This window comes from Moritella sp. F3 (genome assembly GCF_015082335.1).
Taxonomy (GTDB): Bacteria; Pseudomonadota; Gammaproteobacteria; order Enterobacterales; family Moritellaceae; genus Moritella.
Window position 1 is genome coordinate 207654 of the sequence record NZ_BLRL01000003.1, and the last position, 24061, is coordinate 231714.

The 24061-nt window shown below is 41.2% G+C and carries 26 protein-coding genes; 17 read left to right on the plus strand and 9 right to left on the minus strand.

The window, feature by feature from the left end; translation table 11 throughout:
• The first annotated feature begins 21 nt into the window (after positions 1-21).
• Positions 22-927 carry a 30S ribosomal protein S6--L-glutamate ligase gene (gene rimK / locus JFU56_RS07160; RefSeq protein WP_198436606.1) on the plus strand — a complete coding sequence of 302 codons (906 nt, stop codon included), beginning with the start codon at positions 22-24 and terminating at the stop codon, positions 925-927.
• Positions 928-1059: 132 nt separating this feature from the next.
• Here rimK and maoP read toward each other — a convergent pair whose 3' ends face one another.
• Positions 1060-1446: a DUF413 domain-containing protein gene (maoP, locus tag JFU56_RS07165; protein WP_198436607.1), complete on the minus strand. Its 387-nt coding sequence runs from the start codon at positions 1444-1446 to the stop codon at positions 1060-1062.
• A 167-nt stretch (positions 1447-1613) separates the two neighbouring features.
• Between maoP and JFU56_RS07170 the strand changes: the two genes are divergently transcribed.
• Positions 1614-1769, plus strand: a complete 156-nt coding sequence (locus tag JFU56_RS07170) for a hypothetical protein (protein ID WP_198436608.1) — start codon at positions 1614-1616, stop codon at positions 1767-1769.
• A 140-nt stretch (positions 1770-1909) separates the two neighbouring features.
• On the opposite strand, the gene JFU56_RS07175 is transcribed toward JFU56_RS07170, so the two are convergent.
• Together JFU56_RS07175 and JFU56_RS07180 are read right to left on the minus strand one after the other, a co-directional pair.
• Positions 1910-2755, minus strand: a complete 846-nt coding sequence (locus JFU56_RS07175; RefSeq protein WP_198436609.1) for an alpha/beta hydrolase — start codon at positions 2753-2755, stop codon at positions 1910-1912.
• A gap of 115 nt (positions 2756-2870) precedes the next feature.
• A complete protein-coding gene (locus tag JFU56_RS07180) occupies positions 2871-3458 on the minus strand; it encodes a TetR/AcrR family transcriptional regulator (protein WP_198436610.1) in 588 nt (195 codons plus the stop codon).
• A gap of 372 nt (positions 3459-3830) precedes the next feature.
• Between JFU56_RS07180 and JFU56_RS07185 the strand changes: the two genes are divergently transcribed.
• Both JFU56_RS07185 and JFU56_RS07190 read left to right on the plus strand, forming a co-directional pair.
• Positions 3831-4958 carry a M14-type cytosolic carboxypeptidase gene (locus tag JFU56_RS07185; RefSeq protein WP_198436611.1) on the plus strand — a complete coding sequence of 376 codons (1128 nt, stop codon included), beginning with the start codon at positions 3831-3833 and terminating at the stop codon, positions 4956-4958.
• 228 nt (positions 4959-5186) lie between these two features.
• Positions 5187-5459, plus strand: coding sequence for an acylphosphatase (locus JFU56_RS07190; RefSeq protein WP_198436612.1), 273 nt, complete (start codon positions 5187-5189; stop codon positions 5457-5459).
• 9 nt (positions 5460-5468) lie between these two features.
• Here JFU56_RS07190 and JFU56_RS07195 read toward each other — a convergent pair whose 3' ends face one another.
• Positions 5469-5774, minus strand: a complete 306-nt coding sequence (locus tag JFU56_RS07195) for an MGMT family protein (RefSeq protein ID WP_198436613.1) — start codon at positions 5772-5774, stop codon at positions 5469-5471.
• Position 5775: 1 nt separating this feature from the next.
• On the minus strand, positions 5776-6672 hold the full coding sequence (locus JFU56_RS07200) for a methyl-accepting chemotaxis protein (protein ID WP_198436614.1): 897 nt from the start codon (positions 6670-6672) through the stop codon (positions 5776-5778).
• A 297-nt stretch (positions 6673-6969) separates the two neighbouring features.
• On the opposite strand from JFU56_RS07200, the gene JFU56_RS07205 reads away from it, so the two are divergent.
• Positions 6970-7413 carry a MarR family winged helix-turn-helix transcriptional regulator gene (locus tag JFU56_RS07205; RefSeq protein WP_198436615.1) on the plus strand — a complete coding sequence of 148 codons (444 nt, stop codon included), beginning with the start codon at positions 6970-6972 and terminating at the stop codon, positions 7411-7413.
• 147 nt (positions 7414-7560) lie between these two features.
• Here JFU56_RS07205 and JFU56_RS07210 read toward each other — a convergent pair whose 3' ends face one another.
• A complete protein-coding gene (locus JFU56_RS07210) occupies positions 7561-8253 on the minus strand; it encodes a hypothetical protein (protein ID WP_198436616.1) in 693 nt (230 codons plus the stop codon).
• A gap of 256 nt (positions 8254-8509) precedes the next feature.
• Positions 8510-9667 (minus strand): transporter substrate-binding domain-containing protein, encoded by a 1158-nt coding sequence (locus JFU56_RS07215; RefSeq protein WP_198436617.1) that lies wholly within the window; start codon positions 9665-9667, stop codon positions 8510-8512.
• Between the two features lie 109 nt (positions 9668-9776).
• Here JFU56_RS07215 and JFU56_RS07220 point away from each other — a divergent pair, with 109 nt between their 5' ends.
• From JFU56_RS07220 to JFU56_RS07275, 12 genes are all read left to right on the plus strand, one after another.
• The gene (locus JFU56_RS07220) at positions 9777-10550 is read left to right on the plus strand and encodes a DUF4377 domain-containing protein (protein ID WP_198436618.1); all 774 of its coding nucleotides are present in this window, start codon (positions 9777-9779) and stop codon (positions 10548-10550) included.
• A 99-nt stretch (positions 10551-10649) separates the two neighbouring features.
• On the plus strand, positions 10650-11333 hold the full coding sequence (locus JFU56_RS07225) for a response regulator transcription factor (RefSeq protein WP_198436619.1): 684 nt from the start codon (positions 10650-10652) through the stop codon (positions 11331-11333).
• A gap of 5 nt (positions 11334-11338) precedes the next feature.
• Positions 11339-12727 (plus strand): ATP-binding protein, encoded by a 1389-nt coding sequence (locus tag JFU56_RS07230; protein WP_242065902.1) that lies wholly within the window; start codon positions 11339-11341, stop codon positions 12725-12727.
• Between the two features lie 263 nt (positions 12728-12990).
• Positions 12991-15081 (plus strand): TonB-dependent siderophore receptor, encoded by a 2091-nt coding sequence (locus JFU56_RS07235; protein WP_198436621.1) that lies wholly within the window; start codon positions 12991-12993, stop codon positions 15079-15081.
• A 185-nt stretch (positions 15082-15266) separates the two neighbouring features.
• Positions 15267-16064, plus strand: coding sequence for a DUF3450 domain-containing protein (locus tag JFU56_RS07240; protein ID WP_198436622.1), 798 nt, complete (start codon positions 15267-15269; stop codon positions 16062-16064).
• Positions 16061-17584 (plus strand): MotA/TolQ/ExbB proton channel family protein, encoded by a 1524-nt coding sequence (locus JFU56_RS07245; protein WP_198436623.1) that lies wholly within the window; start codon positions 16061-16063, stop codon positions 17582-17584. Before JFU56_RS07240 ends, JFU56_RS07245 begins: the two co-directional genes overlap by 4 nt.
• Positions 17585-17587: 3 nt before the next feature.
• Positions 17588-18139: a MotA/TolQ/ExbB proton channel family protein gene (locus JFU56_RS07250; protein WP_198436624.1), complete on the plus strand. Its 552-nt coding sequence runs from the start codon at positions 17588-17590 to the stop codon at positions 18137-18139.
• On the plus strand, positions 18136-18540 hold the full coding sequence (locus JFU56_RS07255; RefSeq protein ID WP_198436625.1) for a biopolymer transporter ExbD: 405 nt from the start codon (positions 18136-18138) through the stop codon (positions 18538-18540). Before JFU56_RS07250 ends, JFU56_RS07255 begins: the two co-directional genes overlap by 4 nt.
• Positions 18540-19154, plus strand: a complete 615-nt coding sequence (locus JFU56_RS07260; protein ID WP_198436626.1) for an energy transducer TonB — start codon at positions 18540-18542, stop codon at positions 19152-19154. Before JFU56_RS07255 ends, JFU56_RS07260 begins: the two co-directional genes overlap by 1 nt.
• Positions 19151-20482: a lipopolysaccharide assembly protein LapB gene (locus tag JFU56_RS07265; protein ID WP_198436627.1), complete on the plus strand. Its 1332-nt coding sequence runs from the start codon at positions 19151-19153 to the stop codon at positions 20480-20482. The genes JFU56_RS07260 and JFU56_RS07265 overlap by 4 nt, the downstream gene beginning before the upstream one ends.
• 363 nt (positions 20483-20845) lie before the next feature.
• The gene (locus JFU56_RS07270) at positions 20846-21151 is read left to right on the plus strand and encodes a hypothetical protein (RefSeq protein WP_198436628.1); all 306 of its coding nucleotides are present in this window, start codon (positions 20846-20848) and stop codon (positions 21149-21151) included.
• The gene (locus tag JFU56_RS07275) at positions 21151-22509 is read left to right on the plus strand and encodes a PKD domain-containing protein (protein ID WP_198436629.1); all 1359 of its coding nucleotides are present in this window, start codon (positions 21151-21153) and stop codon (positions 22507-22509) included. The genes JFU56_RS07270 and JFU56_RS07275 overlap by 1 nt, the downstream gene beginning before the upstream one ends.
• A gap of 135 nt (positions 22510-22644) precedes the next feature.
• Here the strand turns inward: JFU56_RS07275 and JFU56_RS07280 are convergent, their stop codons facing one another.
• Positions 22645-23052, minus strand: coding sequence for a hypothetical protein (locus JFU56_RS07280; RefSeq protein ID WP_198436630.1), 408 nt, complete (start codon positions 23050-23052; stop codon positions 22645-22647).
• A gap of 93 nt (positions 23053-23145) precedes the next feature.
• Entirely contained in the window at positions 23146-23961 is an 816-nt protein-coding gene (locus JFU56_RS07285; RefSeq protein ID WP_198436631.1) for a sterol desaturase family protein, read from the minus strand.
• Positions 23962-24061 lie beyond the last annotated feature (100 nt).

Sequence of the window (24061 nt, forward strand, 5' to 3'; positions counted from 1 at the left end):
AGTTAAATTAGAGAAAGTAGAATGAAAATAGCCGTTTTATCGCAAGGCCCAACGTTATACTCAACACGCCGTATTGTGGAAACTTGTTTCGAGCATGGGCATGAGCCTGTGGTGATTGATGTATTACGTTGTTATATGAATATTAACGACACCAAACCTTCTATTCACTTTGATGGTAAAAGTTTAGAAGGGTTTGATGCGGTGATCCCCCGTATTGGTACGGACGTTAGTTTTTATGGTTGTGCGGTATTGCGCCAGTTTGAAATGATGGGGGTGTTTACGATAAACCCATCATTAGCGATTACGCGTTCACGAGATAAATTACAATCGCTGCAGTTGCTAAGCCAAAGAAATATAGGCATGCCAGTGACTGGATTTGCTAATTCACCAACAGATATCCCTGATGTGATCAGTTTGGTGGGCGGTGCGCCTTTAGTGATTAAACTATTGGAAGGTACGCAGGGAATTGGTGTGGTACTGGCAGAAACCAGTCAAGCTGCTGAGAGTGTGTTAGAGGCGTTTATGGGCATGAAAGCGAACATACTTGTGCAAGAGTATATCAAGGAATCGAAAGGCGCTGATATTCGCTGTTTTGTGATTGGTGATGAAGTTGTTGCAGCGATGAAACGTCAGGCACCAGAAGGCGAATTTAGATCGAACCTGCATCGCGGTGGTCATGCTTGCCAGATTGATATCACTCCTGAAGAGCGTGACACCGCGATAGCAGCAACACAAGCGATGGGGTTGAAAGTAGCGGGTGTTGATTTGTTACGTTCTGAGCGTGGTCCATTGATCATGGAGGTTAATTCATCACCTGGGCTGGAAGGTATTGAGCATGCTACCGATATTAATATTGCTAAGTTGATCATTACTTATATCGAAGATAGTGTAGAAAAGGGTATAGCAGAGAGAGTAGAAAAAGTGTGATAAGTAATTGAAATAAATATAAGGTTGCTCGTTATGCATAGCGATTAGCTATTATTAATCGTGAGTCGCTACTATAGGTAATATCCACTGCCATAATTAGGGTGGATATTACTATTTACGTAGCGTTTCCTGTCACAAATCGAACTCTAAATTTCCGTATTCATCATCATCGTCGTTATTTTCTTCTTCAATGTTTACTGTTAGATCTGAATCATCACGTGCCGTCGTTGCACGTTTGGATTTCGCTCGCCTGGTCGAGTTGTCATCGAAACGCGTGATTTTGCTGTTGTATTTACGCCAGCATCGAGAAAAGTGCGAAGTGATCGGGACCTCACCATCTAATTCCGCCAAGAAATAGTATTCCGCGGCAGTGAGTGGCAGCAAGCTACCTTCTTGTAATTGACGCATGGTTAAACCATAGCTTTCTAGCATGGTCGTTTCTTCGGAACTGAAACTATTATTGGCGTTAAAGCCAGCAGGAAAATGTAATTCGTCTAAGAATACACCCATATTTCTCATTTTATTGACCTCATCATTTTTTGCAGATAATCGTTTAGTTTTTACGACTTGTACAACAAAAAAATTTGCTAATGACGATGAAAAGATCGATTTATGTTTTTGCCTGAGAAGGTGTAGTATTTGTATCTGGTGTAGTGCATCAACACCTTCATATTAAGGAAAATGCAGTGGCTAAATTAGATCTTAAATTTAAAAAAAAACCAGTCTTTAGATTTGATGATGATAATGAGGTAGGTATTGAAATACGTAAGCAAGAGCAGCGTTCACGACGTGACTCACGTAAAGCGAGAAAAGAAATGGATGACCACAGTTTTATCCATTAATACAAGACAGGTTGAGTGAAGTTCATCAGCGCTTTAGTAGTTTGAACCCCTGCTGAAGCGCGATGTTTTGCTATTGTTTTAACTAAAGCGTCGACAAAATTAAGCCATTAACTAAGTTAATCGGTCGACTAAATTATCAATTAAATTAAGCTATCGAAAGCCGCCATGGTTGAGTCACACTTGATTACACGTCCATGACCTTGACCTTTTGTCGCAATTAAATTGATATTGCTGGTTGTATTCGCTGCTGATTCTGACGTGGTGAAATCGGCAAATCTATCACGTTTATCATGAACGATCGTTGTCGCATGTTGGCGAGATATTAGTTTTTGATACGGGTTTATTGTATCTAAACTGTATTCATACTTATCTTCAATATGCGTGATCATAGCGCCGAATAGTTTCATTGAATAACCTGATTTACCCACCATTTCATATAAGTTATCAACGTAATTAAGTACCGGTGCAATTAATAATAATGGCAGGGAGTCTACTTTGGGGTGACGGCTTTCCAGTACGGATGCAGACCCCATACTGTGGGCAATAATACCTGCCACATCATCGACGTTATCAATCAACTCATCAAAAGCTTGTACAAAAGCGGGTAGGTGAGCATGACGACCTTCGCTCTGTCCGTGAGCTGGGTGATCATAAGCTAGCGCTGTAAAGCCTTGTGCAGCGATGTGCTCCATTAATGGAAAGAATTGGCTTGCACTACCAGACCAGCCATGACTTAAGATCCAAACTGGACCATTACCCATTTGGTACGTATTTAAACGACCTTCAGAGGTCAAATGGGTCGAGCGTAATAGCCCTTCTGGATCATCGCTGTTTGACGTACTACGTACTGGCGTAAGTAATAAGTTACGCGCTGTTTTCAGTGCGTGCTTCGGTGCGATACTGTGATGTAATCGTGTGCCGATATTGATCATGCTACGACGTATAGTAAACTTGCCACGGGTATTAAAATAAATGTTACTGCTCATGGTAAACTCCTAAAATAACACCCTTTAATCGAACGGTCGTGCTATTTATATTGTATTTTAAAGGCGTTGCCGCCCATTCGTTATTATTTCTAGTCGTCATTACGGTGGCGAAGTGTTATTGCCACTGCTTATATAGCTGCTTGACGCCTTGCCAAAATAGTGTGCGTTCATCATTTTCAAGTTCAATGGAATGGAACAGGTGACTACTTAAATACAAGCCGTAAAATTGAAACACGGCTTGTCTGGGAATTAAGTCTTCACGAAATAAACCACTTTGTTGGCCTTTACTAATTTGTATTTCTAAATAACTGATCCACGTGTGCAGTTGCTTACGTAATGTTTGCTGCAGAATATCTTGGCTACAATTACTTTCTTTCCAAGCGTCCATAAACATGCAACTGCCTTGAAATGAGTGATTCCAGTCTAACCAGTGATGTAGGAGTGATTGTAAGCGTGTACTAACATCGCTATGCTGCTCACGTCTAACCGCAATAATCACCCGTTCATTAAAGCATTCACCGGCGTATTCGATCACTGCGACTTGCAGGTTTTCTTTGGAATTAAAATGCGAGAATAAGCCACTTTTAGACATGCCACAGGATTTGGCAAGCACACCAATCGTTAAACTCTCTAGCCCCGTTTCACTAGCGATAGTGAAGGCTATATTGAGGATATGTTCGCGTGTTATACGGCCTTTACTCATGACTATCTCTTGGGCTTGTTTGTATCAATGAAAAACATTTTTAGCACGACCGTTCTTTTAATGCTAGCGGATGATTAATAATAGCTATAAAATATAACTAAGGGGGTAGTGGTGGAGCCTGTAAAAGCAGTAACTGTTGCTGTCACGGAAGCCATTTCTGTTATCGGCTATGTTTCGGCAGGGCGAACGGTGTTATTTATCCTGGTCGATTATGGTTAACGCAGTGCAAATAGGAGTTCTTTTGTGCTGATTTTTGTTAAAACATGGAAATTAAATAAGGTATTTAGTGTTATTAATCAGGATCCACTCTACACAGTTACACTGGGATCGTTTATGCTTAAGTTAATTTTAAAAGTAAATTAAGGAAGTCGTATGCGGATCACCGCCAATTTTGATGCTGGTAATATTGAAGTTATTAATTTAGATGACAAAAATGATGTTCAACTTGCGATCCGCCCGGACGTAGGTGAAGAGTTTTTCCAATGGTTTAACTTCCGTGTTGAAGGTGTAGTCGGTGAGCAATATACACTGAATATTCTTAATGCTGGTGAAGCGGCTTATCTAGAAGGTTGGGAAAATTACCAAGCAGTAGCATCGTATGATCGCCAGCACTGGTTCCGTATTCCGACTTTCTATAAAGAAGGTAAATTAACGATCATTGCCGATATGGATTGTGAGTCAATGCAAATTGCTTACTTCGCCCCGTATAGCTATGAACGTCATCAAGACTTACTAGCGGCAGTGCAAATGCACCCATTAGTAAGCTTAGAACACCTTGGTGAAACGATTGATAAGCGTGATTTAACGCTTGTTAAAATAGGTGATGGCGCTGAAGGTAAACGTAATATCTGGATCACTGCACGTCAGCACCCAGGTGAAACAATGGCTGAATGGTTAGTTGATGGCCTAATGCATAGCTTACTTGATAGTGACAACCCAACGGGTAAAGCATTATTAGACAAAGCTAACTTCTATATCGTACCAAATATGAACCCAGATGGCAGCGCACGTGGTCATCTGCGTACGAATGCACTTGGTGTAAACCTTAACCGTGAATGGTTAAACCCAAGCCTAGAAAAAAGCCCTGAAGTATTCCATACCATCAATAAGATGAAAGAAACTGGCGTTGATTTATTCTATGATGTACATGGCGATGAAGCACTACCGTTTGTATTCTTAGCGGGCTCTCAAGGTACACCAAGTTATAACGACAGATTAGCTAAATTACGTGATCGTTTTTCTGAAGTATTCTTACTAGCAAGTGCTGACTTCCAAGCTGAAATTGGTTATGAAGTTGATGCACCTGGTACTGCAAACATGACTGTTGCGACTAACTGGGTGGCTGAAGAGTTTGATTGCCTAGCAAATACAATGGAAATGCCATTTAAAGACAATGATAACTTGTCTGATCCTATCATGGGTTGGTCACCAGAGCGCTCTATTAAGCTTGGTGAAGCATCATTGGTAGCTATGCTAGCTGTGGTTGACGATTTACGTTAATTTGCTTGCTTGCTTGCTTGCTTGCGTTACGTGAGTAGATAATACTGACGGTATAAGCCCGTGAACGACAGTTAACACTGTTTCACGGGCTTTTTTATATCTGGGATTTACATTAAACGTGTTTTTGTGAACCTAATCAGCTTGTTGAATAAATCAACGTGGCCTAAATCGCAGATGTAGTCATATACTGGTTAATAGTTGATAAGGTTTAGTGAAGGATATGGGGTTATGTTACAAGAAGGTAATCAGATCATAGTACATGGTAGGGTACAAATGGTCGGTTTTCGTTATGCTACGGTACAACAAGCACTGCAGCTTGGTCTGACTGGACACGCTATCAATCTAAACAATGGTGATGTCGAAGTGCAGGTATTTGGTGACAAGGTTGACCGAGATAAGTTGATTTTATGGTTAAGGGAGGGACCTGATTCTGCGCAGGTTGATGCATTAGAGATTAGCGCGCTGGAATATCGAGCATTAGCCAGTTTTACTCAAGGTTAGTTAAACCATCTAGCTCGTTACTATTCTGTAGGTTCTTAGCGAAATTGACCCGTGTGCAGAGAGTAGAATACCTTCAGCAGCAAGTTGTTGCCGTTGATAATCCCCCCGTTCACCTTGCAGGGATATTTTACCCTGGCTATTCACAATGCGATACCAAGGTAATTTCGTATCGGCTGGTAAGTTACTCAGTATTTTACCAACCTGACGCGCGTGACTTGGCATGCCTGCTAACTTAGCTATATCACCATAAGTGGCAACCTTACCGACAGGTACTTGATAGACAAAAGCAAATACCTGTTGAGTAAAATCATTCACATTAAAAACGTAGCTTAGTAACCAGTTGCTCGCCTAACTGTACGTTGTTTGATGAACCGGTTAGTGCTTCACGAGTATCTGAGATCAACGCATCCATACCAGTTTGGATAGTATTTGAATGGCTTAGCTGCTGCTGAACTTGACTGATCGTTTGTTCAACTAGGCTTGAGCTTGAATTAGCTTGTGATACTAGTTCTTGTAAGCTTTTCATCGTTACTGTCGCGATATCAACACTGTCATCAATAATATTGGTGACTTGTTTTTGCTTATTGATAATGGCAGCGGAGATATCCATGATTTTTTTCATTTCACCTTGGATTTGATCCGCTGATTGATTTGCAGTATTTGCTAGCGCGCGTACTTCATCGGCTACGACGGCAAAACCACGGCCATGCTCACCCGCACGTGCCGCTTCAATTGCCGCATTTAGTGCTAATAGGTTAGTTTGATCTGCAATGCCTTTGATTGAGTCAACTAATTGACCAATGTTCTTATTGTTATCGTCTAAGTTGGCTAGCAAAATAGTGAACTCGGCAATAAATCGTGCAGAATCAGTAATGTTGCCAGTTAATTCTTCAAGTTGCTGAATACCGGTCTGAGAGATGCTTGCTGTACTTTGTGCTGAACTGAAAGAATCATTCGATAGGCTTTCAATGCCCTTTGATTGCTCCATAAACCCTTGAACTAAATCAAAGTTTCTTTCAATATTACCTAAACGGTTTGCTGAAGATGTATTTACCTTTTGTGCATTTTGGGTAATTTCTTGAGCAATAGATAGTGCGCCACTATTCTGTAATTGCTCTAAAATGCTGGCTTTACTTTGCAGTGCAGCTAAGTCTGTTTCTGAAATAAGAACTTGTCCAAGAGGGACTTTATTAGAGTTGAAAAAATTAAACATAGCTTGAGTCTGCCTTATTCGAGTCGTTTATAATTTATAGCGGCAATTTTTTATCCGCTGTATACGGTTAAGCAATAATTAGGCCGTAATGTCAATAATGATGATGTATTTTCTTTACTAATTATATAGTTATTTTTTATAGCCAAAGCATGCGCATAGAGTTACTTAAGATCTTATCGGCAGCCCGTGCTATTTGTTTAGGGATTATGTGCTATTTATTTACTTAGGTTTAAATCTATCGACATTTATAAAAAGTTAAGTATATTGTGCGCAAGGCAATTAAGAGAGGTTACCCTGATGTCAGAATTGAATGAAGAGACGATGTTACACTTAGATAATCAGGTTTGTTTTGCTTTATACAGCGCGACAAATGCAATGGTACGTGCGTATCGCCCAATGTTGAAAGCGCTTGATCTCACTTATCCACAATACCTAACGATGTTAGTTTTTTGGCAGCAAGATGAAATCAGCGTCAAAGTATTAGGTGAGCAGCTACACCTTGATTCAGGCACGTTAACGCCCTTGCTAAAGCGGTTAGAATTAAAAGGACTTATACGCCGTGAACGCAGTAAAGAAGACGAACGTGCACGTATATTGTGTTTAACAGATGCTGGTATGGCATTAAAAGCACAGGCTAAAGCGGTACCGATGAATATGTTTTGTCAGGCTGGTTTACCAAAAGAAGAACTGCTGATGATGAAAGCGAGTTGTGAAGCATTACTGAATAATCTAACAGACTAACGGTGGTAATAGCGCTGGTCATAATCACGGAAATCGATGAGGTTATTGCAACTGAAGAAGAGGGCTGTTGATAACAGCCCTTTATGTCAACGTTCACGTTAACTTTTATGTTCATTCGACATCATCACATAATGACGAAGATATGGTTTATTCTGGACGCCAGCTTAGTGCACTTGCGATAGAACCCACTGCGATCAAGTCTTGTTTGTCTGCTGATAAATCAGGTAGCGTTTGTAAGCTTAGTAAACCATTGGTTTGTACTGCGGCAATGCTTTGTGTGCCTTGTTCAAAAACATAGCCAAGTGGCTTTTCAACGGTCATGAACAAATCATCTGATTTATGCACCGATTTTACATTCAAGTGTTCGTTGTTGATACGGACAATACCCGATTCATATTTTGCTACATCAAGTGAAATTGCTGCGCTTGATGGTTTCATTTCATATTCACCAACGGCATTGTTATCAACGCTAATATTACAACGGTATGGGTTGTTGCCACCGAATGATAAACCGTTGAAATTAACGCTTGTACCACCACCGCTACACACTAATATCCATGTCTTGCCATTATCAGTACGGGTGATCTCTGCAACCATGTCACCCTCAGTTGTGCTGATGGTGTTAAACCAAGTCGAACCAGACGAACTGCGATCGTATTTACCAGTATATTTCCCTGCGATATCAAAGCTGCCTTCTTGGCCTAAACCCCAAAAATCACCATCTGTTTTGATTAACATTTCTGGCTGTGCTTTTAGCTCGCTGGTTTTGGTCATGAGCGCAACGCTACCACAACCTGAAATGAGGGTTGCAGCAAGTACAGGAAGAATAAGTTTTTTCATTATATGTCCATTGTATATATCGGAAAATGACTGGGGATAGTCTGTAGCGCGGCATTATCATTATAAACATACACTAAGTCCAGTTAGCTTTGTCGATTAAATGTAAGCGAATGTAAGCGCTTGTCATCTTGTATTTTAGGGAGGCGAGGGCTGCACAAGCAGTACGATAATAAAGTGTGATAACGGTATCATTAATACTTAATTTCGTACTCTTTATGTAATATTTTTCATTGGTATTCTTAGTTAGTACTATTAATTAATATTCGGCAAAGTATTGATTAAGGGCTTGTTGCCACTCTGGACTTTGACGTACATTAAGCAGCGCTCGATTTAATTGCTCTGTGTAGGGGCTGCTGTCTTTAATCGCTAAGCCATAATTTTGTTTTTCAAACTGATAAGGTAATACCGATAGGCGCTGGTAACGTCCTTCTTGTTTCGCCAGTTTAAGCTTGTATTTTAATATCGCGTTATCATTGACGATGGCATCTATGTCACCGTTATTTAGGGCTGTTAGCATGTCATCGATATTGCTAAATGTCTGGTGCACTATGCCTAAATTGGTTAAATAAATAGACGATGTGGTTGATACTTTTGCGCCAACATTAAGATGAATAAGATCGTATGGGCCTTTAATGTCGCTGTTCATCAAACCTAAAGTGAAGGTACTGGCAAGGATTGCTGTCACGCTGGCAATAAACAGTGTTGAGCTGATGCCTAGTAATACGGTGAGAACACGCCCAGTTAACGTTTTAAATTCAAAATAGTTAAAGGGTCCTTTAGTGATAAATAATAATCCTAAAATGAAGGCTTCTAACCATTGCCCTCGCTTTGATGGCATTGAATAAAGTTTATCGTTAATGTGATGCTCGAGTTTATAAAATATCCCGCCAATAATACCAGCGAGCAGTACTATAATAGTTAATATGATCAGCAGAGTTCTGTTGGTGATTAAATCGATGAACGAGCTGAGGTAACTTTTTTCTTTGACTGCAATGGCCAGGTGCGTTTCATAAAAGGAGTGCGAGAAGTCCATGACTAACTCACGTTCTGGGGTGATGGATATGCAGGATATACCGACTTCAATATTACCCGCTTCAATCTCATCGAGTAAATCTTGTAAGGCATAATTTTTTATCTGGTATTGCAAATCAAGGCTATTGGCGATGCGCTGCCATAATAGAATGCTTAATCCTGAACTAGTGGGTTGGGGCTGACCATTTGGGTGTTGGCTCATCACAAAAGGCGGGCAGTGATAACTTCCGACGTTTATGACTGGCTTGCTCGTATTATTTGTTGAATCGTTAGTATTAATAACTGAGCTATTAATAACTGAACTACTATAGCCATACGATGCCATACTGTACAAATAACAAAATACACACAGTTTTATAAATGAACGTAATCGTAGCAGCATAACAATCCTTAGTACTTTGTCAAAAGCGTGTTGTCTGCTCAGCAAAGGTCTGGTCCATGTTGTTATTTTCTTATTAAGTTTAGTGGAAAACAAAAAAAGGTTTATTAATATGAAATTTAAATTGCCAGCATCTTTATTATTAACGGGCATGTTAAGCGGCTTACTGATTGGTTGTACAAGTGGAAACCTGGATGGAGCTGGGTCTGATAGTGATAGCGCCAACACTGCCGTCGGGAAAACAGAAACCTATTGGGTAGCGCCTGAACGTGTTGCCTGTCAAGGTATCGTACCTATGCAGTGCTTGGTCGTGAACAAAGTCGTTGATGGAAAAACCACAGAGTGGCAGTATTTTTATAATGATATTGCTGGTTTTGAGTATGCACCAGGTTCGTTTTATAAATTATCGGTAGAAACGACAGAAGTGGCGAATCCCGCGGCTGATGCTTCAAGTTTATCGTATAAGCTGCTTACTGAAGTGGATAAAAAACAAAGTTATTATGTACCGAATACCATGTTAACTGAAAATAGAAGATGGAATTTAAAGCAGCTAACAGGCTTAGGTGAAGTTAATCCGCTGATGTTAGAGCAACCTGCGAATATTACCATTGCTGGTAACCGTTTATCAGGGTTCTCGGGCTGTAATAATTTCTTTGGGCAAGTACTGCACCTATTTGAAGATGAGCAAGTAAGCAATTCGTTATTAAAGCTAGGACCTATTGGTTCAACCTTAATGGCGTGTGCGGATCCTAATGGTAACGCTGTTGAACAAAAGCTACAGCAAACTCTTGGTGAAGTGAATGCCATTAAAGTGCAGTGGCCGTTCTTAAATATGTATCAGAATGATGAACTAATGATTCAGTTTGTAGCCGAAGATTGGGATTAATTATTGATCTTAATCAAGCCATGTATATTGCTTGTTGAACTAAACACAGAACTTCATTAAAATACTAATACGAATTATTTCTATTAAGGTGTTTTGGCTGTGTCCCAAATTCTCATTGTCGATGATGATGTTCAATTATGTGAGTTATTAACCGAAGTGTTAATAGAAGATGGCTATGAAGTGCATAGCGTGCATTGTGGTGAAAGTGCGCTTAACTATATGCAGGCGAAACCTGTTGATCTGGTTTTGCTTGATGTGATGCTGCCGAATATTAATGGCTTACAAGTTGCGAGACGTATTTGTCAGCGTTTTGCGACGCCAATCCTCATGTTAACGGCGTTAGCTGATGAAACGGCTATGCTAGATTGCTTGCAGGCAGGCGCAGACCAATATATCGCGAAGCCTTATAATGTGGTTGAGCTGCTAACGCGTATTCAAGTAATGCTACGGCGCGTTGGTTTAGAAAAGCAAAGACAGAACTTAGGTAATGAGTTAGGTAATGAAAGTTCTATTTTGACGCAACTATCCCGTTTGGCATTGACTGGCACAGAGGCTGAATTACTTGAATACCTGGTTTCACGACATGAAGTTGTGGTATCTAAAGGTGAACTACAAAAACAAGTATTGAAAAAAGACTTATGCCCATTTGATCGTAACCTCGATATGCACATTAGTAATATTCGTCGTAAAATGGTGCAATCAGGCTTATCTAAATTACACATTAAAACGGTACGTGGTAAAGGTTATAGCTTTTTTGAACATGTAGGTAGTATGGCAGTATGAACCTAATGGATGTAAAAAAGGCGAAGCAATTGTTTTTTTTAGGTGATCGCCAAGGACTGGCGTTTCGTTTATTCAGCTACTTTGCTATTACCCTGGTGCTGATCCTGAGCTTACAAAGTATTGCCGAGATGGCGTTAGTGCGGGTCATGTTACACCTGCCGAGCAACGTTAAAGTTGAAATGTTAGATCTTGCTGAACAAGCGAACAAGTTACTTGATCGTAAAGATGCAGAGGGTAACCTCGATCGCACTCAGCTTGCAGAGTGGGAAAGTGCGCAATCGAGTTACTTGTTTGTCCTTACTGATAATTTTGAAGCGGTGAGTACGCGGGTTATGCATCCGCACTTTAAATTTAAGCTACGCTTTATTCGTCCACTGGACACCATCTTAGAAAATAAAGTCAACAAGCCCGTCATCGCATTACCGCTACGTCCTGGTTATCAGTTAGTGGTTCAGTTTTCCGATAAGCTACATCCTGCACATTATTTCCCTTATTATTTTGCTGCAATTCAATTTGTGATCACCAGTATATTGCTGGCCATATTTTCACTGTTACTTGCTCGAAACTTACAATACCCCTTACACCGCTTACAGGCAGCAAGTCGGAGCCTCGCCGAAGGGGACTTTAGTATTCGCGCCTCTCAGCAAGTCGGAAAGAGTGTCACCGAGTTTAACCAGCTAGCACAAGATCTCGATGATATGGCTGAGCATATTAATACCTTAATCGGCAAACAGAAAAAATTGATCACTGATGTATCACATGAACTGAGAACGCCGCTTGCGAGACACAGTTTGCTTTTACATCTGTTACGTAAACGTTGTCCTGAGGATGTTAGCGGATTACTCGATAAGCTCGACAATGAATCTACAGAAATGAATAATTTGGTCAGCGAGATATTGGAGTTTAGTCGTTTAGGCCATGAGAATGTTTCTGTGAAACTCGTGCCAACACAACTGGAGTCCTTGTGTCAGATCTTGGTCATGCAAATTGAGCTGGATCTTAAACCACAGCAGTCATTAGTTGTAGCGTTGGATAATGGAACCGCGATGGTGCTTGCGGATAACCGCTTATGCCTAAGAGCCATTAAAAATGTGCTAGAGAATGCCATTAAGTATGCGGGTGAGCATGCGCGGATTGAGTTAGCGGTAAGGCAGCAAGCTGAATTTGTGGAAGTGATTATTGCAGATGATGGCGTTGGTATTCCCGCACAGCAATTAGAGCGTGTCTTCGACCCCTTTGTGCGTATTGAGCAAGCAAGGACTAAACAAGCTGGTGGATACGGACTTGGGCTAGCGATTGTAAAGGAGGCGATGGTGATCATGCGTGGCGAAGCCGTTGCGGAACTTAATGTAAATAATGGCGTCACGGTTAAATTACGTTTTTCTATTCCATAATTGGTATTTACGTCTCGGGTTTTACATAGGGTTTATAAAAACGGCTTATTTCATATTGAAACAAGCCGTTTTAGTATGCAGTGGCGAACAATAAAGCACCAATCCATCTATTCTATTCAAGTTTACACAGTACTCAAATGCAAAGAATGTAAATTTCATGCAAATGGTAATGATTATCAATTAGAATCCTGTTCATCAAGTCGACCTACTCAAGTAGGCGTGAAAATTAAATTAATGAAAAAATGAATCGGAGATAACGGAATATGTTTTGTAAAACTCGATTAGCTGTCGTAATTGCGACGGTACTTGCAGCGCCAGGTGCTTACTCTACTGAAACGGTAGAAACAGATGAGCACATGGAAGTTGTCGGTCGTGACTATGGTTTTAAAGTTGATACAAATAGTACTGCAATGCGTGTTGAAGCAACACAGCTTGAAACTCCAGGGCAAGTCACTGTTATTGATGAACAGCTAATTGATGAGCAAAGAGCAAGCACATTAGGTAACGTACTGAAGAATGACTCAAGTATTTCTGCTGGTGGTGTAAGCCGTAACCGTGAATCATTCAAATTACGTGGTTTTGATTTAGAAAGCAGCAGTGGTTTCCTGCGTGATGGTAAGCAACATTGGTCTCATTACCGTCAACCGATTGAACTGCTAGAGCGTGTTGAAGTATTGAAAGGTCCTGCAGGCCTACTTTACGGTAAGTCAGCACCTGGTGGCCTAGTAAATATGGTTGCGAAAAAACCAACTTACGAAACGCAAGTTAATATCAGCCAAGATTTAGGCTCTAACAATGACTCTCGTACGACTGTGGATGTAAGTGGTTCATTAAATGATGCGCAAACATTACGTGCACGTGCTGTTGTATCAAAGCAAAGCTACGATTCATGGCGTACATATGCTGATGGTAGTACACCGTCGACAGAACGTTTCGTTGGTGGTCTATTTGTTGATTACGATTTAAATGACAAAGTAACGCTATCAGTTCATTACGACAAAACTAATGATAACGGTAGTGTTGATTCTGGTGCTTATATTGATCTTGATACAGGTAAACCAGTTGGCGGCGATGAATTAATTTGGGATGCACAGTGGTCAACGATTGAAAATGATGTTGAGAATGCTGGTTTTGATATTGCAGCGCAATTATCTGACAACTGGGATCTTAAAATCGGTTATAACAATCAAGATTTCAGACGTAATGATGTCGAAAGTGGCACTACAGCTGGAAGTTATATTGCTAATGGTAATGGCACTGTAACTTACAAAGGCTTTGACCGCCGTGATCATTGGGTATTTAACACAGCATTCATTGATTTTGTTGGTGAATTCGATGCGCTAGGTATGCAGCATCAAACATTAGTAGGTGCTAACTGGTTAGGTTATTACTATTCAAAAGTGAGTTATAGCGGCAATTCAACCACTGGTACTATTGGCGAGCCACTTGAAAAAGATATTAATTACTCTAAAGCAAGTACCAGTCTAACAGAGCGTGATTCTTACGGTCTTTATGTTCAAGATATGGTAACGGTTAACGACCAATGGCAAGTGCTTGCTGGTTTACGTTTTGATCGTGAAGTTAATGATAAAGATACTTACAACAATCTATTACCGAAGTTAGGTCTGATTTATCATCCGAAATCGAATGGTTCTATCTATGCGACTTACTCTGAAAGTTTTGAGCCAAAAGATGCGATTAATGACACTGATGATATTAATCACGGCATGGAACTAGATCCTGTTAAAGGCAGATTATATGAGCTTGGTTCTAAATGGGAATTAATGGATAACCAACTGTTTGTATCCGGTGCAATCTTCGATATTACTCAAGAGAACATCGTTATCTCTCAAAATACTGGTAATAATCCGGGTAATCTGAACGAAACTGAAACAACACAAGCGGGTAAACAAGTGCATCGTGGTGCAGAATTTAGCGCTATGGGTTATGTAACTGAAGCTGTTTCACTAAGCGGTTCAATGACTTATTTAGATGCAACTATTCATGACGAATTTGACCCTGCTATTGACGGTAACCGTCCTGCTGATGTACCTGAATTCTCCGCAAGTGTTTGGAGCCGTTACTCGTTTGCGAACAACACAGATGTGAACTTAGGTGCTATTTATGTTGGTGAACGTTTCGGTGATGAGAAGAATGAATACAAAAAAGACGCTTACACACGTTTTGATACCGGTATTGCCCACACTATTAATTACGATAAAGACATGGACCTAGTATTACGTTTCAACATTGAAAACTTGTTTGATACAGATTACCTAGCCGGTGGTAGCCAAAGTAAAACTATCATTGGTGAAGGTCGTAACTACATGGCTTCAATCCAATTACGTTACTAAAAATACAGGTGACTATATGCTGAGCGGCTATATTCTAAGTGACTATATGCTAAGTAAATACACGCTCAAGCTAAATAGCTAAACCTTCATAAACAGCAGCAATCGACTCTTGGATCCCTAGATGTCGGTTGTTGCTTTTTGTGGTTTTATTCCTTTTTAAATTTTAACTCGAATGTAGATTAATTATGCTTAAAAATAAAACTTACTCTCTCGTTCTGGTGGCTGCATTAAGTAGTGCTACCTTTAGTCCTTTAGTGTCGGCGAACAGCGCACAAGCAATTGATAGCGCACAAGCTCTGACTCAAAAAATGAATAATACGGCGGCCAGCAGTCAGCATAAAATTGATAACAGTGCAGATCGTACTTTAAGCATGCAAGCAGAAATTGAACGACTACAGGAAGAGGTTGATAACTTAGCTGTATATCGTGATCACCTAGCTAAATTAGTGAACAATCAAAACCAAGAATTAAACTCGTTAGAAGAACAATTACAAGGGATTAAATCCACTCGTCAAGGCATAGTGCCATTGATGTACAAAATGTTAGCGGGTTTAGATGACATCATCAATACCGGCAAGCCAATCAAGAAAGAGCAACGCCTAGCACGATTAGAAAAATTAAATACCATGATGGGTCAGGCTGATGTGAGCGATGCAGAAAAATATCGCCGCATATTAGAAGCGTACCAAATCGAAATTGATTACGGCACTAAGTTAGGTGTGTATCAAAGTGAAGTTATGCTTGCTTCAGCAGCGAGCCCTATTACTGTCGACCTATTACATCTAGGGCGTATTGCTTTTGTGGCGCGTAGTTTAGATAGCCAAACCTATTGGCAGTGGCACGACCAAGGCAAGGAGTGGATCGTCATTACAGAGCAGACTGACGCTATCGACAAAGCCTTTAAAATGGCCAATAAACAAATTGCGCCAAGCTTAATTTCTCTTCCTGTGACAACTGCGCAACGTGTAGGTAATGCCCAATGAAACCGTCTATTGCAATGAATCAGCTATTCCCGATGAACAAAGCCCTTTTCAATAAAGCTAAAGTATTTTTAACGCATGCATTGGTATTAAGTACTCTTGCTATTAGCTCACACTCGCTAGTTGCAAATGCGGCTGTGGCAGAAAACAACACTGCACAGGCGGTAAGTAAACAATTACTTAACGATACTAAACAAGATAACAAAGAGCTTACAAAAGCGTTAAAGCAACGTGAAGCCGGTTTTAAGTTAACTGAGCAACAAATTAAACAGCAACGTAAGGTGCTATTAGCAACGCAGCGCCAACTGCAAAATGAAACTGAAGTGTTAAGCCTGCAGTTTACTGAAAATGAAGAGCAGCTTGCGAAACAAGAAACACGTTTACGTTTAGAAACCGGCAGTTTAGGTGAATTATTTGGTGTTGTACGTCAATCCGCTAAACAACTAAGCAGTGAAGTTAATACTGCTGTCACGGCTATCGACAGCGCGACCTTTGCCCCCGTTATTGCAGATATTGTTGCCGCTAAAACATTACCATCAATGATGCAGTTAACGGGCTTATGGTCAGGGTTAGCAGAACAAATTAAAGCCAGCGGTGAGATTAAAACCGTTAATGTAGCCGTGATTGATGGTGGCGGGCAATTAGCCACTAAACCCGTCGTGCGCTTAGGCAGTATGGGGATTGTTGATGAACAAGGTTATTTAGCTTGGAATGGCGAGAAGCAAACGGCAACAGCTTACCTAAAGCAACCTGAGAATGGTCCTACAGCTGCTAACTTAGCAACGCCTGACACGACTGGAAATATCCTCGTACTTGACCCATCTCGTGGTGTGATGTTAGCGCAATTAGAAAATACGCCAACGTTAAAAGACCGTCTACAAAATGGCGGCACTGTCGGTTATGTGATTATTTCATTACTGATTGTTGGTTTGTTTATCGCGATTGTGCAAGGCCTGAAGTTAGTCTTTATCCGCCGTCAAATTAAACAGCAGCTAGCCGACCCTAGCGTGATAGGTAACAACCCATTAGGGCGTATCTTAAAAGTGTACGTGGACAGTAACGTTAAATCGGCATTGCACCAGAATACTGAAGCGTTAGAGTTACGTTTAATGGAAGTCGTGGTTGATGAACAGCAAGGTTTAGAGAAAGGCCTCTCTATGTTGAAACTACTTGCGGCACTTGCGCCGATGCTCGGTTTGCTTGGTACTGTAACTGGTATGATTGAAACATTCCAAGTGATCACGCAGTTTGGTAATGGCGATCCAAAAGTGATGGCAGGTGGTATTTCAATGGCTCTGATCACGACGGTATTAGGTTTAGTGGCGGCAATGCCATTATTACTGGCGCATAATATGTTAACGACACAAGCGGATAATATTCGCGATACGTTAGAGAAACAGGGCATTAGCTTAGTAGCTGAAGAAGCTGAGAAATTAGCTATTGTCGCCGTTTCAACTACTGAGACTGTTGGTTATGATAAAGCTCAGACTCAGGCTAACACTCTAACTCAACAAGCAGGCTAACGGATGCAGTTTGATCTTACTTTGATAGATTGGTTCGCAAGCGTCAACCATTTCATGACGCAGGGGGGGCCGATACTCTATTGGCTTGCTGCTGTTGTTATGCTGTGCTGGCTTTGTGTTATGGAGCGTTTGTTGTTCTTGTACGGTTATTTTCCGGCACTGCAACGGGCGTTATTAACGCGTTGGGCTGCACGTGAAGAACAGGGCTCATGGCATGCTCAAGCGATTCGTGCGGGTTGGTTATTACAGGCAAAGCAAGCTCTGCAACAGAACCTTAATTTTTTGAAAGTGCTGGTGGCAGTTTGTCCTATGCTGGGGTTGTTAGGTACGGTGACCGGTATGATCAGTGTGTTTGATGTTATGGCAACGTTAGGTAGCAGTGAACCGAAGTTAATGGCAGCGGGGATCTCATTAGCGACGTTGCCAACGATGGCTGGCATGGTAGCAGCGCTAGCGGGTATGTTTGCACATGCGAGGTTGACTAAATCTTGTGACAGACGTTATAGCAGATTAGAAAAATTATTGAGACCTTCTATGAATAAGGAATATGTATGAGATTTAACCGTCGTTCAGCCGCTCGTGAAGATGCGCAAATTGATATGACTTCGATGTTAGATATCGTTTTTATCATGCTGATCTTTTTTATTGTCACGAGTTCATTTGTGCGTGAATCTGGTGTTGAAGTTAACCGTCCTCAGGCAAGCAATGTGGTTAGCCAAGCTGGCGCGGGTATCTTTATTGCGATAACTGCAAACAATGATATTTATATTGATAAACGCATGGTGGATGTCGAGCGTGTTCAAGCCACGTTAGAGCATTTATTACTTTCTCAACCGGATGCTTCTTTAGTGATCCAAGCGGATGAGCATGCCTTTAATGGCACGGTTGTTAAAGTGATGGATGCCGCCAATGGCGCTGGTGTGAATGGTATCGCGTTGGCTGCGGAGAAGTCGTAATGTTACGTTTTTTATTGGCTATCCCGCTGGCTTTTGCCATGACCTTGGGTTTATTTACACTAATGGCATGGATGGTTGATAACGGCCAGGCTGGTAAACCTGAAGAGTCTACTGCGCAAGCGTTTGATATTGTTATGGTCGATCAAGAGCGTGATGTTAACCGTCGCCAACGCGCATTGCCAGAGCAACCTAAAAATGCGCCGCCACCAACAGACAGTGTTCCTGTCGCGAATGCTGAGACTAAATCATTAGCATTACCGGATATGCCTGTACTTGGTATTGATATGGCGGGGATCGGTGTTGAAGTTGGCTTACCTGCGATTGGTGAGTTTAGTGCGAATCAACAAGCGATGCCTTTGTATCGTGTTGAGCCGCGTTACCCATCGAGAGCAATGAAGCAAGGCGCACAAGGTTGGGTGAAGATGTCATTTAATATCGACACACTTGGTCGCCCGATTAATATCAAAGTGATGGATGCAAAACCAAGACGTTTATTTGAAAGGTCGGCAGTAAAAGCGTTAAGAAAATGGAAGTACCAACCCAAATTGGAAGAGGGGAAAGCAATAATGCAAGTCAACCAGACGGTAACCTTGGAGTTTAAATTAGAGCGATGATTCATTCTTTAACGATTTATAAAGCGAATGTAAGCAAACTAAAAAGTACCTTGCTGTTCGCTTTCATGTGTTTGTACGCATCATCAGCTTATGCTAACCCGCCTCAGCTAACGCAGTTTATTGCGGGTAAAATTCAAGCGGCACAAGCGCTGCAGCAAGAAGAGCGTTACAGTGATGCCATTGAGTTATTAACAGAGTTAAGCCCTCGTCAAGCATACGATAAAGCCTTTGTGCAACGTGTGTTAGGTATTTTTCATTGGCAGCAAGAAAATACGCAACAAGCGGTGAAATATTTGTCTTTGGCGGTTGAGAGTCAGTTACTACCGACAAAGCAGACTTGGGTGACGCAGCGCATGATTGCGGATATATTGCTGAGTGAGCAGAAGTATAGACGGGCTTTGCCGCATTATTATGTATTAGTTAATGAGTATGTGTTGAGTGATGGTGTGCTCGGTAAGGTCGCTGCAGGCAATGAGAACGGCGCTAAACGTAAGCAAAATAAATCGGATATCAAGGTCACAGAGTTTACAGAACTGTGGTTACGTATCGCGCAAACTCACTATCAGCTCCGTGAGTGGGATCAGGTACTCAGTGCGGTGAGTTCATACGAAAAATTAAATACACAAGGTGATCAGGTTCAAGCGCTAAATTTACAGTTAACCGCGCAATCACAACTGCAACGTTGGCCTGCTGCGATTGATACATTAGACCGTATCATTGCTGTGGAACCGGATAAGTTACTGTGGTGGCAGCAGCTTGCAGGTTTGCAACTACGTGTATCACAACCACAAGCAGCTTTAACCACGTTGATCTTAGCGCAGCGTCAAGGACTTGAATTAAGTACGGCAGAGCGTCGCACTCTAGCGCAGTTGTACGCACAACAAGGTATTCCTGAGCAAGCTGCGCGCGAGTTAGGTCTGTTAGCGCAAGATTCAACTGATAATAATGAGCGAGAAAAGCTATTCGCTGAACAAGCGCAATATTGGCAGATGGCAAAAGAGTGGGATCTCGCGATTAATGCGTGGCGTGATGTCATTCGCTTGGCAAAAAATAATACTGCTGAATATCGCTGGCCGCTGGCACAACTGCTGTTACAGCAGGGTCAATATGAATCAGCACTGCTTGAATTGAATCATCAGCAAATTAAGCAAGATAAAAGCAAGAAAGACCAGGCTGCAATCGAGTTAGCGAAAGTGCGTGCTTATTATAAACTTGAACAATTTGATCGCGCGATCAGCCATGCTAAATTAGCGCAGCATCTTGCTCCCTCTGCAAGTGCGAAAGGTTGGTTGAAGTACTTACAGCAAGTACGTCAAATCAATAGCTAATACTGGGTGCAATAAAAATTGAAGTAATAATTCTATTTATGTCGTTATGTTAGTACTTACGCTGGCATAGCGATTTTATTTAACGCGACGGTTCACGTTTTTCACCTTGTTATATCAATATCGAACATAGCAGTGTTACGACTTTAGTTTGATGCTGTTTTTTAGTGACGCCTTGTTGTCACTACGCCTATTTCATCCCCAAATAACATCTCTCATACTTCTTCTTTTACTCTTCTCATACTGTCGGATAGTCGTTAGCACTTTTGTTTTTATTGTAAGTGTTAGTCTTTGCTACGGATGAATAAGGATTGTTCATCATCCAAATGAAACAAGTCATCGTAAAATTAAATAAGGATATTTATTATGTTGAAGAAGTTACTTCTTGCAATGGCATTGATGAGTGCGAGCACGATTGCTATCGCACAGCTTCAAGTCACAACCGCAAGTTATGATAAAAATGTACTCGGCGTTATTAATGCAACGAATAGTGTTGTTGATATGAACATTAATGAATCTGGGGATCTCGATCTAAATGGGATAGATGTCCAGCTTGTTGACAGTAATTTCATTATACCGTGTTCCTCTAATGCTCAAGTGACTATCGTTGCCGCAGGCTTTGATGAAGAAGTTGATTGTCCGGCATTTGTTACTATCGAGGAAATTGAATAATGAAAAAATTATTACTCGTCATGACACTTGGCGCATTATCGGGCTGTTTTGGCGACTCTGACGATGCTGAAGAGCAGACTTCTCCGGTCATCACTGCTGATTTCTCTACAGAGAAAGACGATCTAAAAGTTACTTTTACTAGTACATCTGCAAGTGTTGATAGCCCGATAGACGGTTATCAGTGGGATTTTGGTGATGATTCGGCAATTAGCTTTGCTGTAAACCCTGTTTATACCTATGCAACGGCTGACACCTACAGCGTGCTACTTACGGTGACGACTGAAGATGGCGGTAACGCAAGTATTACGCATGACGTTACTGTTGCTAAAATCCCCGGTATCCCAACGGCTGATTTTACTTATAACCCAGACGGTTTAACGGTGACGTTTACTGATAACTCGGAAGTTAAAAATGATTCGATTGCTAGTTACAGTTGGGATTTTGGTGATGTAGACCCTGGCAATACATCGGCACTTGCTTCACCATCGCACACTTATTCCGTCTCGGGCGATTATGAGGTTACCTTGGATGTTACGTCTGAACTGGGTAATAAAGCTGCGAGCATGAGTTATCAGGTTACTGTCACGGATAATGTGATTGATCCTGTTAATCCACAGGCTGATTTTAGCTCGGTTGTTAACGACTTAGAAGTCACGTTTACTGATTTAACCAGCGTTGATAATGGCAGTATTAGCAATTACTTATGGGATTTTGGTGATGGCGCATCGTCTGCACTTGCTTCACCTTCACATATTTATGCCGTTGGTGGCACTTATACGGTGAGACTGGATGTAACAGGCAGTGATGGTGCGACAGCAAGTAATAGTAAAGAGGTGACTGCTTATGACCCTGCTATAGAGCCAACAACACCCACTGTGAGTTTTACGTCGGATGCATTAGCTGAGTCACCAAATCTAACGGTTAACTTTACCGCTGACGCTGCAAATGAAACCAGTCCTATTACTACTTATGCATGGGATTTTGATAGCTTAGGCGTATCGAGTTCAGCTAATCCGACGTTTACATTTTATGATGCTGGTATATATACAGTACAGTTAATGGTCACTTCTGAAGAGGGGATTCAAAATAGTTATTCGGATAATGTTGAAGTATTCGCTCCAGCGGACGAGCAGCCTGAGTATATTACTTGTCAGGTTACTTCAACGAGTTCATCTGTCTTCCCAGCTAACCGTGATGAGGAACTAGCTAGTTGCTTTACGAGTGATACGCCTATGGCAGATAAAAAACAAGCTGCTACCTGGTGCGCAGAGCAAGTGGCGACTTATGTTACAGATATGCCTCTTAGACGTGTTCGCCCGACATTAACGGCGAATGTGCAGGAAACGGCTTGCCCATAAATATCTGTCGATGAAAATAGAATGGTAACGCTTGTTGTGACTAAACGTCGTTGCAGCTATAAAATTTAGCCCTGTCGTTGTTCGTTGGAACTCAGCAGGGCTTTTTCGTTTAACCTTTTTAACTTCCTAATAAAGCTAACTTCTTAATAAAGCCAATAACGCCAGTTCAATAATCTGGGTATCATTTAGCTGTTTATATTTGTCTTGTTGTTTTAGCGTTCCCAACATGTTTTTGTGGGTTTTACTGAGTTTAAGATAATGGCTATTAGCATCTAACGCCGTTAAATTTTGTGTTTGTAGTGATTCAGTGATAACGCGTAAATAAGCTGGGCGTAGGTGAGTGCTTAATATTTCCAAGTACGCGCTTGGCTCAATGTCTTGGAATTCTGTTACCGCAATTTGTACATCTATCGACACGTTATTGTCGATAAAGATCTCATCGAGCTGTTTAGTGGCTATATCAGCAGTGACTTTACGGCTGAGTTTACGCGCCTCGTCATTAGAGATCGCCGATGTTGTTGAAGCCTGAGTTGAATGTGTCACGTCATCTGTACCTTTGAATGTTGTATTACTATTATTTTTAATAGGATATTTAATCGTTTAATCGTTTAATCTAAATGGCTAAGTATAAATAGTTTATTTGTTTCTGAACGGTTGAGTCAGCATATGCTGTATTTTGCATTCTTTCGCAGCACGAAAATACGGTAAACCGATCTGCATGTTCTGGTGTCCCAATTGCGGTTGCACTTGGTAACTGTTAAATAAACGATCCCACCATGGTAAGCAAAAACCGAAATTATGATTGGTTTCACGGCCATTAATAGAATGGTGTACCCGGTGCATATCAGGAGTCACTAATAGGTAACGTAGGTAATGGTCGATCTTAATTGATAATTTAATATTGCTGTGATTAAACATGGCAGTCAGATTCAATAACATTTCAAATAATACGACGGCAATGACAGGGACACCCAATGCAATAATAACGGCAATTTTTATCAACATGGATAACAAAATTTCGATAGGATGAAAACGGATCGCGGTGGTGAGATCGATATCAAGATCGCTGTGATGCATACGGTGTAAGCGCCATAGCATAGGCACTTTATGAAATAGGCGGTGTTGAAAATAAATGGCAGCATCAAGCAGTATAATCGCTAAAATAGCGATGAACGAACTTGTTATTAGGTCTGCGTCAGCCATTAAGGAGACTAATCCCCATTGTTGCTGCTGGACATACAAAGCGGCATCGATAGCTAAAAATGGCATCAGTAGTTTTAGCGTGAGGTTATTCAACATTACCATCGCAATATTGTTGCCCCAACGCTGGAGTTTTGACACTGTTAGCGCGCGTTTCGGTTGATAGTGCTCCCACAGGGCTAATAATATAAACAAACCGATAAATGCACTCAGTCGCAGTGCATTGCTGTTAATGATAAACCAGTCGCTCATAGCCTCTCCTGATAGGTCTTTGTCGTCAAAGATGTATTAAGGCATTATTGTGCGTTATTGCCAAGCAAAGTGCACTTAATCTTTATTGCTGCAATAGACA

Coding starts and splice junctions, on each gene's coding strand:
- rimK (WP_198436606.1), top strand. CDS start 22: ATGAAAATAGCCGTTTTATCGCAAGGCCCAACGTTATACTCAACACGC.
- maoP (WP_198436607.1), bottom strand. CDS start 1,446: ATGAGAAATATGGGTGTATTCTTAGACGAATTACATTTTCCTGCTGGC.
- JFU56_RS07175 (WP_198436609.1), bottom strand. CDS start 2,755: ATGAGCAGTAACATTTATTTTAATACCCGTGGCAAGTTTACTATACGT.
- JFU56_RS07180 (WP_198436610.1), bottom strand. CDS start 3,458: ATGAGTAAAGGCCGTATAACACGCGAACATATCCTCAATATAGCCTTC.
- JFU56_RS07185 (WP_198436611.1), top strand. CDS start 3,831: ATGCGGATCACCGCCAATTTTGATGCTGGTAATATTGAAGTTATTAAT.
- JFU56_RS07190 (WP_198436612.1), top strand. CDS start 5,187: ATGTTACAAGAAGGTAATCAGATCATAGTACATGGTAGGGTACAAATG.
- JFU56_RS07200 (WP_198436614.1), bottom strand. CDS start 6,672: ATGTTTAATTTTTTCAACTCTAATAAAGTCCCTCTTGGACAAGTTCTT.
- JFU56_RS07205 (WP_198436615.1), top strand. CDS start 6,970: ATGTCAGAATTGAATGAAGAGACGATGTTACACTTAGATAATCAGGTT.
- JFU56_RS07210 (WP_198436616.1), bottom strand. CDS start 8,253: ATGAAAAAACTTATTCTTCCTGTACTTGCTGCAACCCTCATTTCAGGT.
- JFU56_RS07215 (WP_198436617.1), bottom strand. CDS start 9,667: ATGCTGCTACGATTACGTTCATTTATAAAACTGTGTGTATTTTGTTAT.
- JFU56_RS07220 (WP_198436618.1), top strand. CDS start 9,777: ATGAAATTTAAATTGCCAGCATCTTTATTATTAACGGGCATGTTAAGC.
- JFU56_RS07230 (WP_242065902.1), top strand. CDS start 11,339: ATGGATGTAAAAAAGGCGAAGCAATTGTTTTTTTTAGGTGATCGCCAA.
- JFU56_RS07235 (WP_198436621.1), top strand. CDS start 12,991: ATGTTTTGTAAAACTCGATTAGCTGTCGTAATTGCGACGGTACTTGCA.
- JFU56_RS07240 (WP_198436622.1), top strand. CDS start 15,267: ATGCTTAAAAATAAAACTTACTCTCTCGTTCTGGTGGCTGCATTAAGT.
- JFU56_RS07245 (WP_198436623.1), top strand. CDS start 16,061: ATGAAACCGTCTATTGCAATGAATCAGCTATTCCCGATGAACAAAGCC.
- JFU56_RS07250 (WP_198436624.1), top strand. CDS start 17,588: ATGCAGTTTGATCTTACTTTGATAGATTGGTTCGCAAGCGTCAACCAT.
- JFU56_RS07255 (WP_198436625.1), top strand. CDS start 18,136: ATGAGATTTAACCGTCGTTCAGCCGCTCGTGAAGATGCGCAAATTGAT.
- JFU56_RS07260 (WP_198436626.1), top strand. CDS start 18,540: ATGTTACGTTTTTTATTGGCTATCCCGCTGGCTTTTGCCATGACCTTG.
- JFU56_RS07265 (WP_198436627.1), top strand. CDS start 19,151: ATGATTCATTCTTTAACGATTTATAAAGCGAATGTAAGCAAACTAAAA.
- JFU56_RS07270 (WP_198436628.1), top strand. CDS start 20,846: ATGTTGAAGAAGTTACTTCTTGCAATGGCATTGATGAGTGCGAGCACG.
- JFU56_RS07275 (WP_198436629.1), top strand. CDS start 21,151: ATGAAAAAATTATTACTCGTCATGACACTTGGCGCATTATCGGGCTGT.
- JFU56_RS07285 (WP_198436631.1), bottom strand. CDS start 23,961: ATGAGCGACTGGTTTATCATTAACAGCAATGCACTGCGACTGAGTGCA.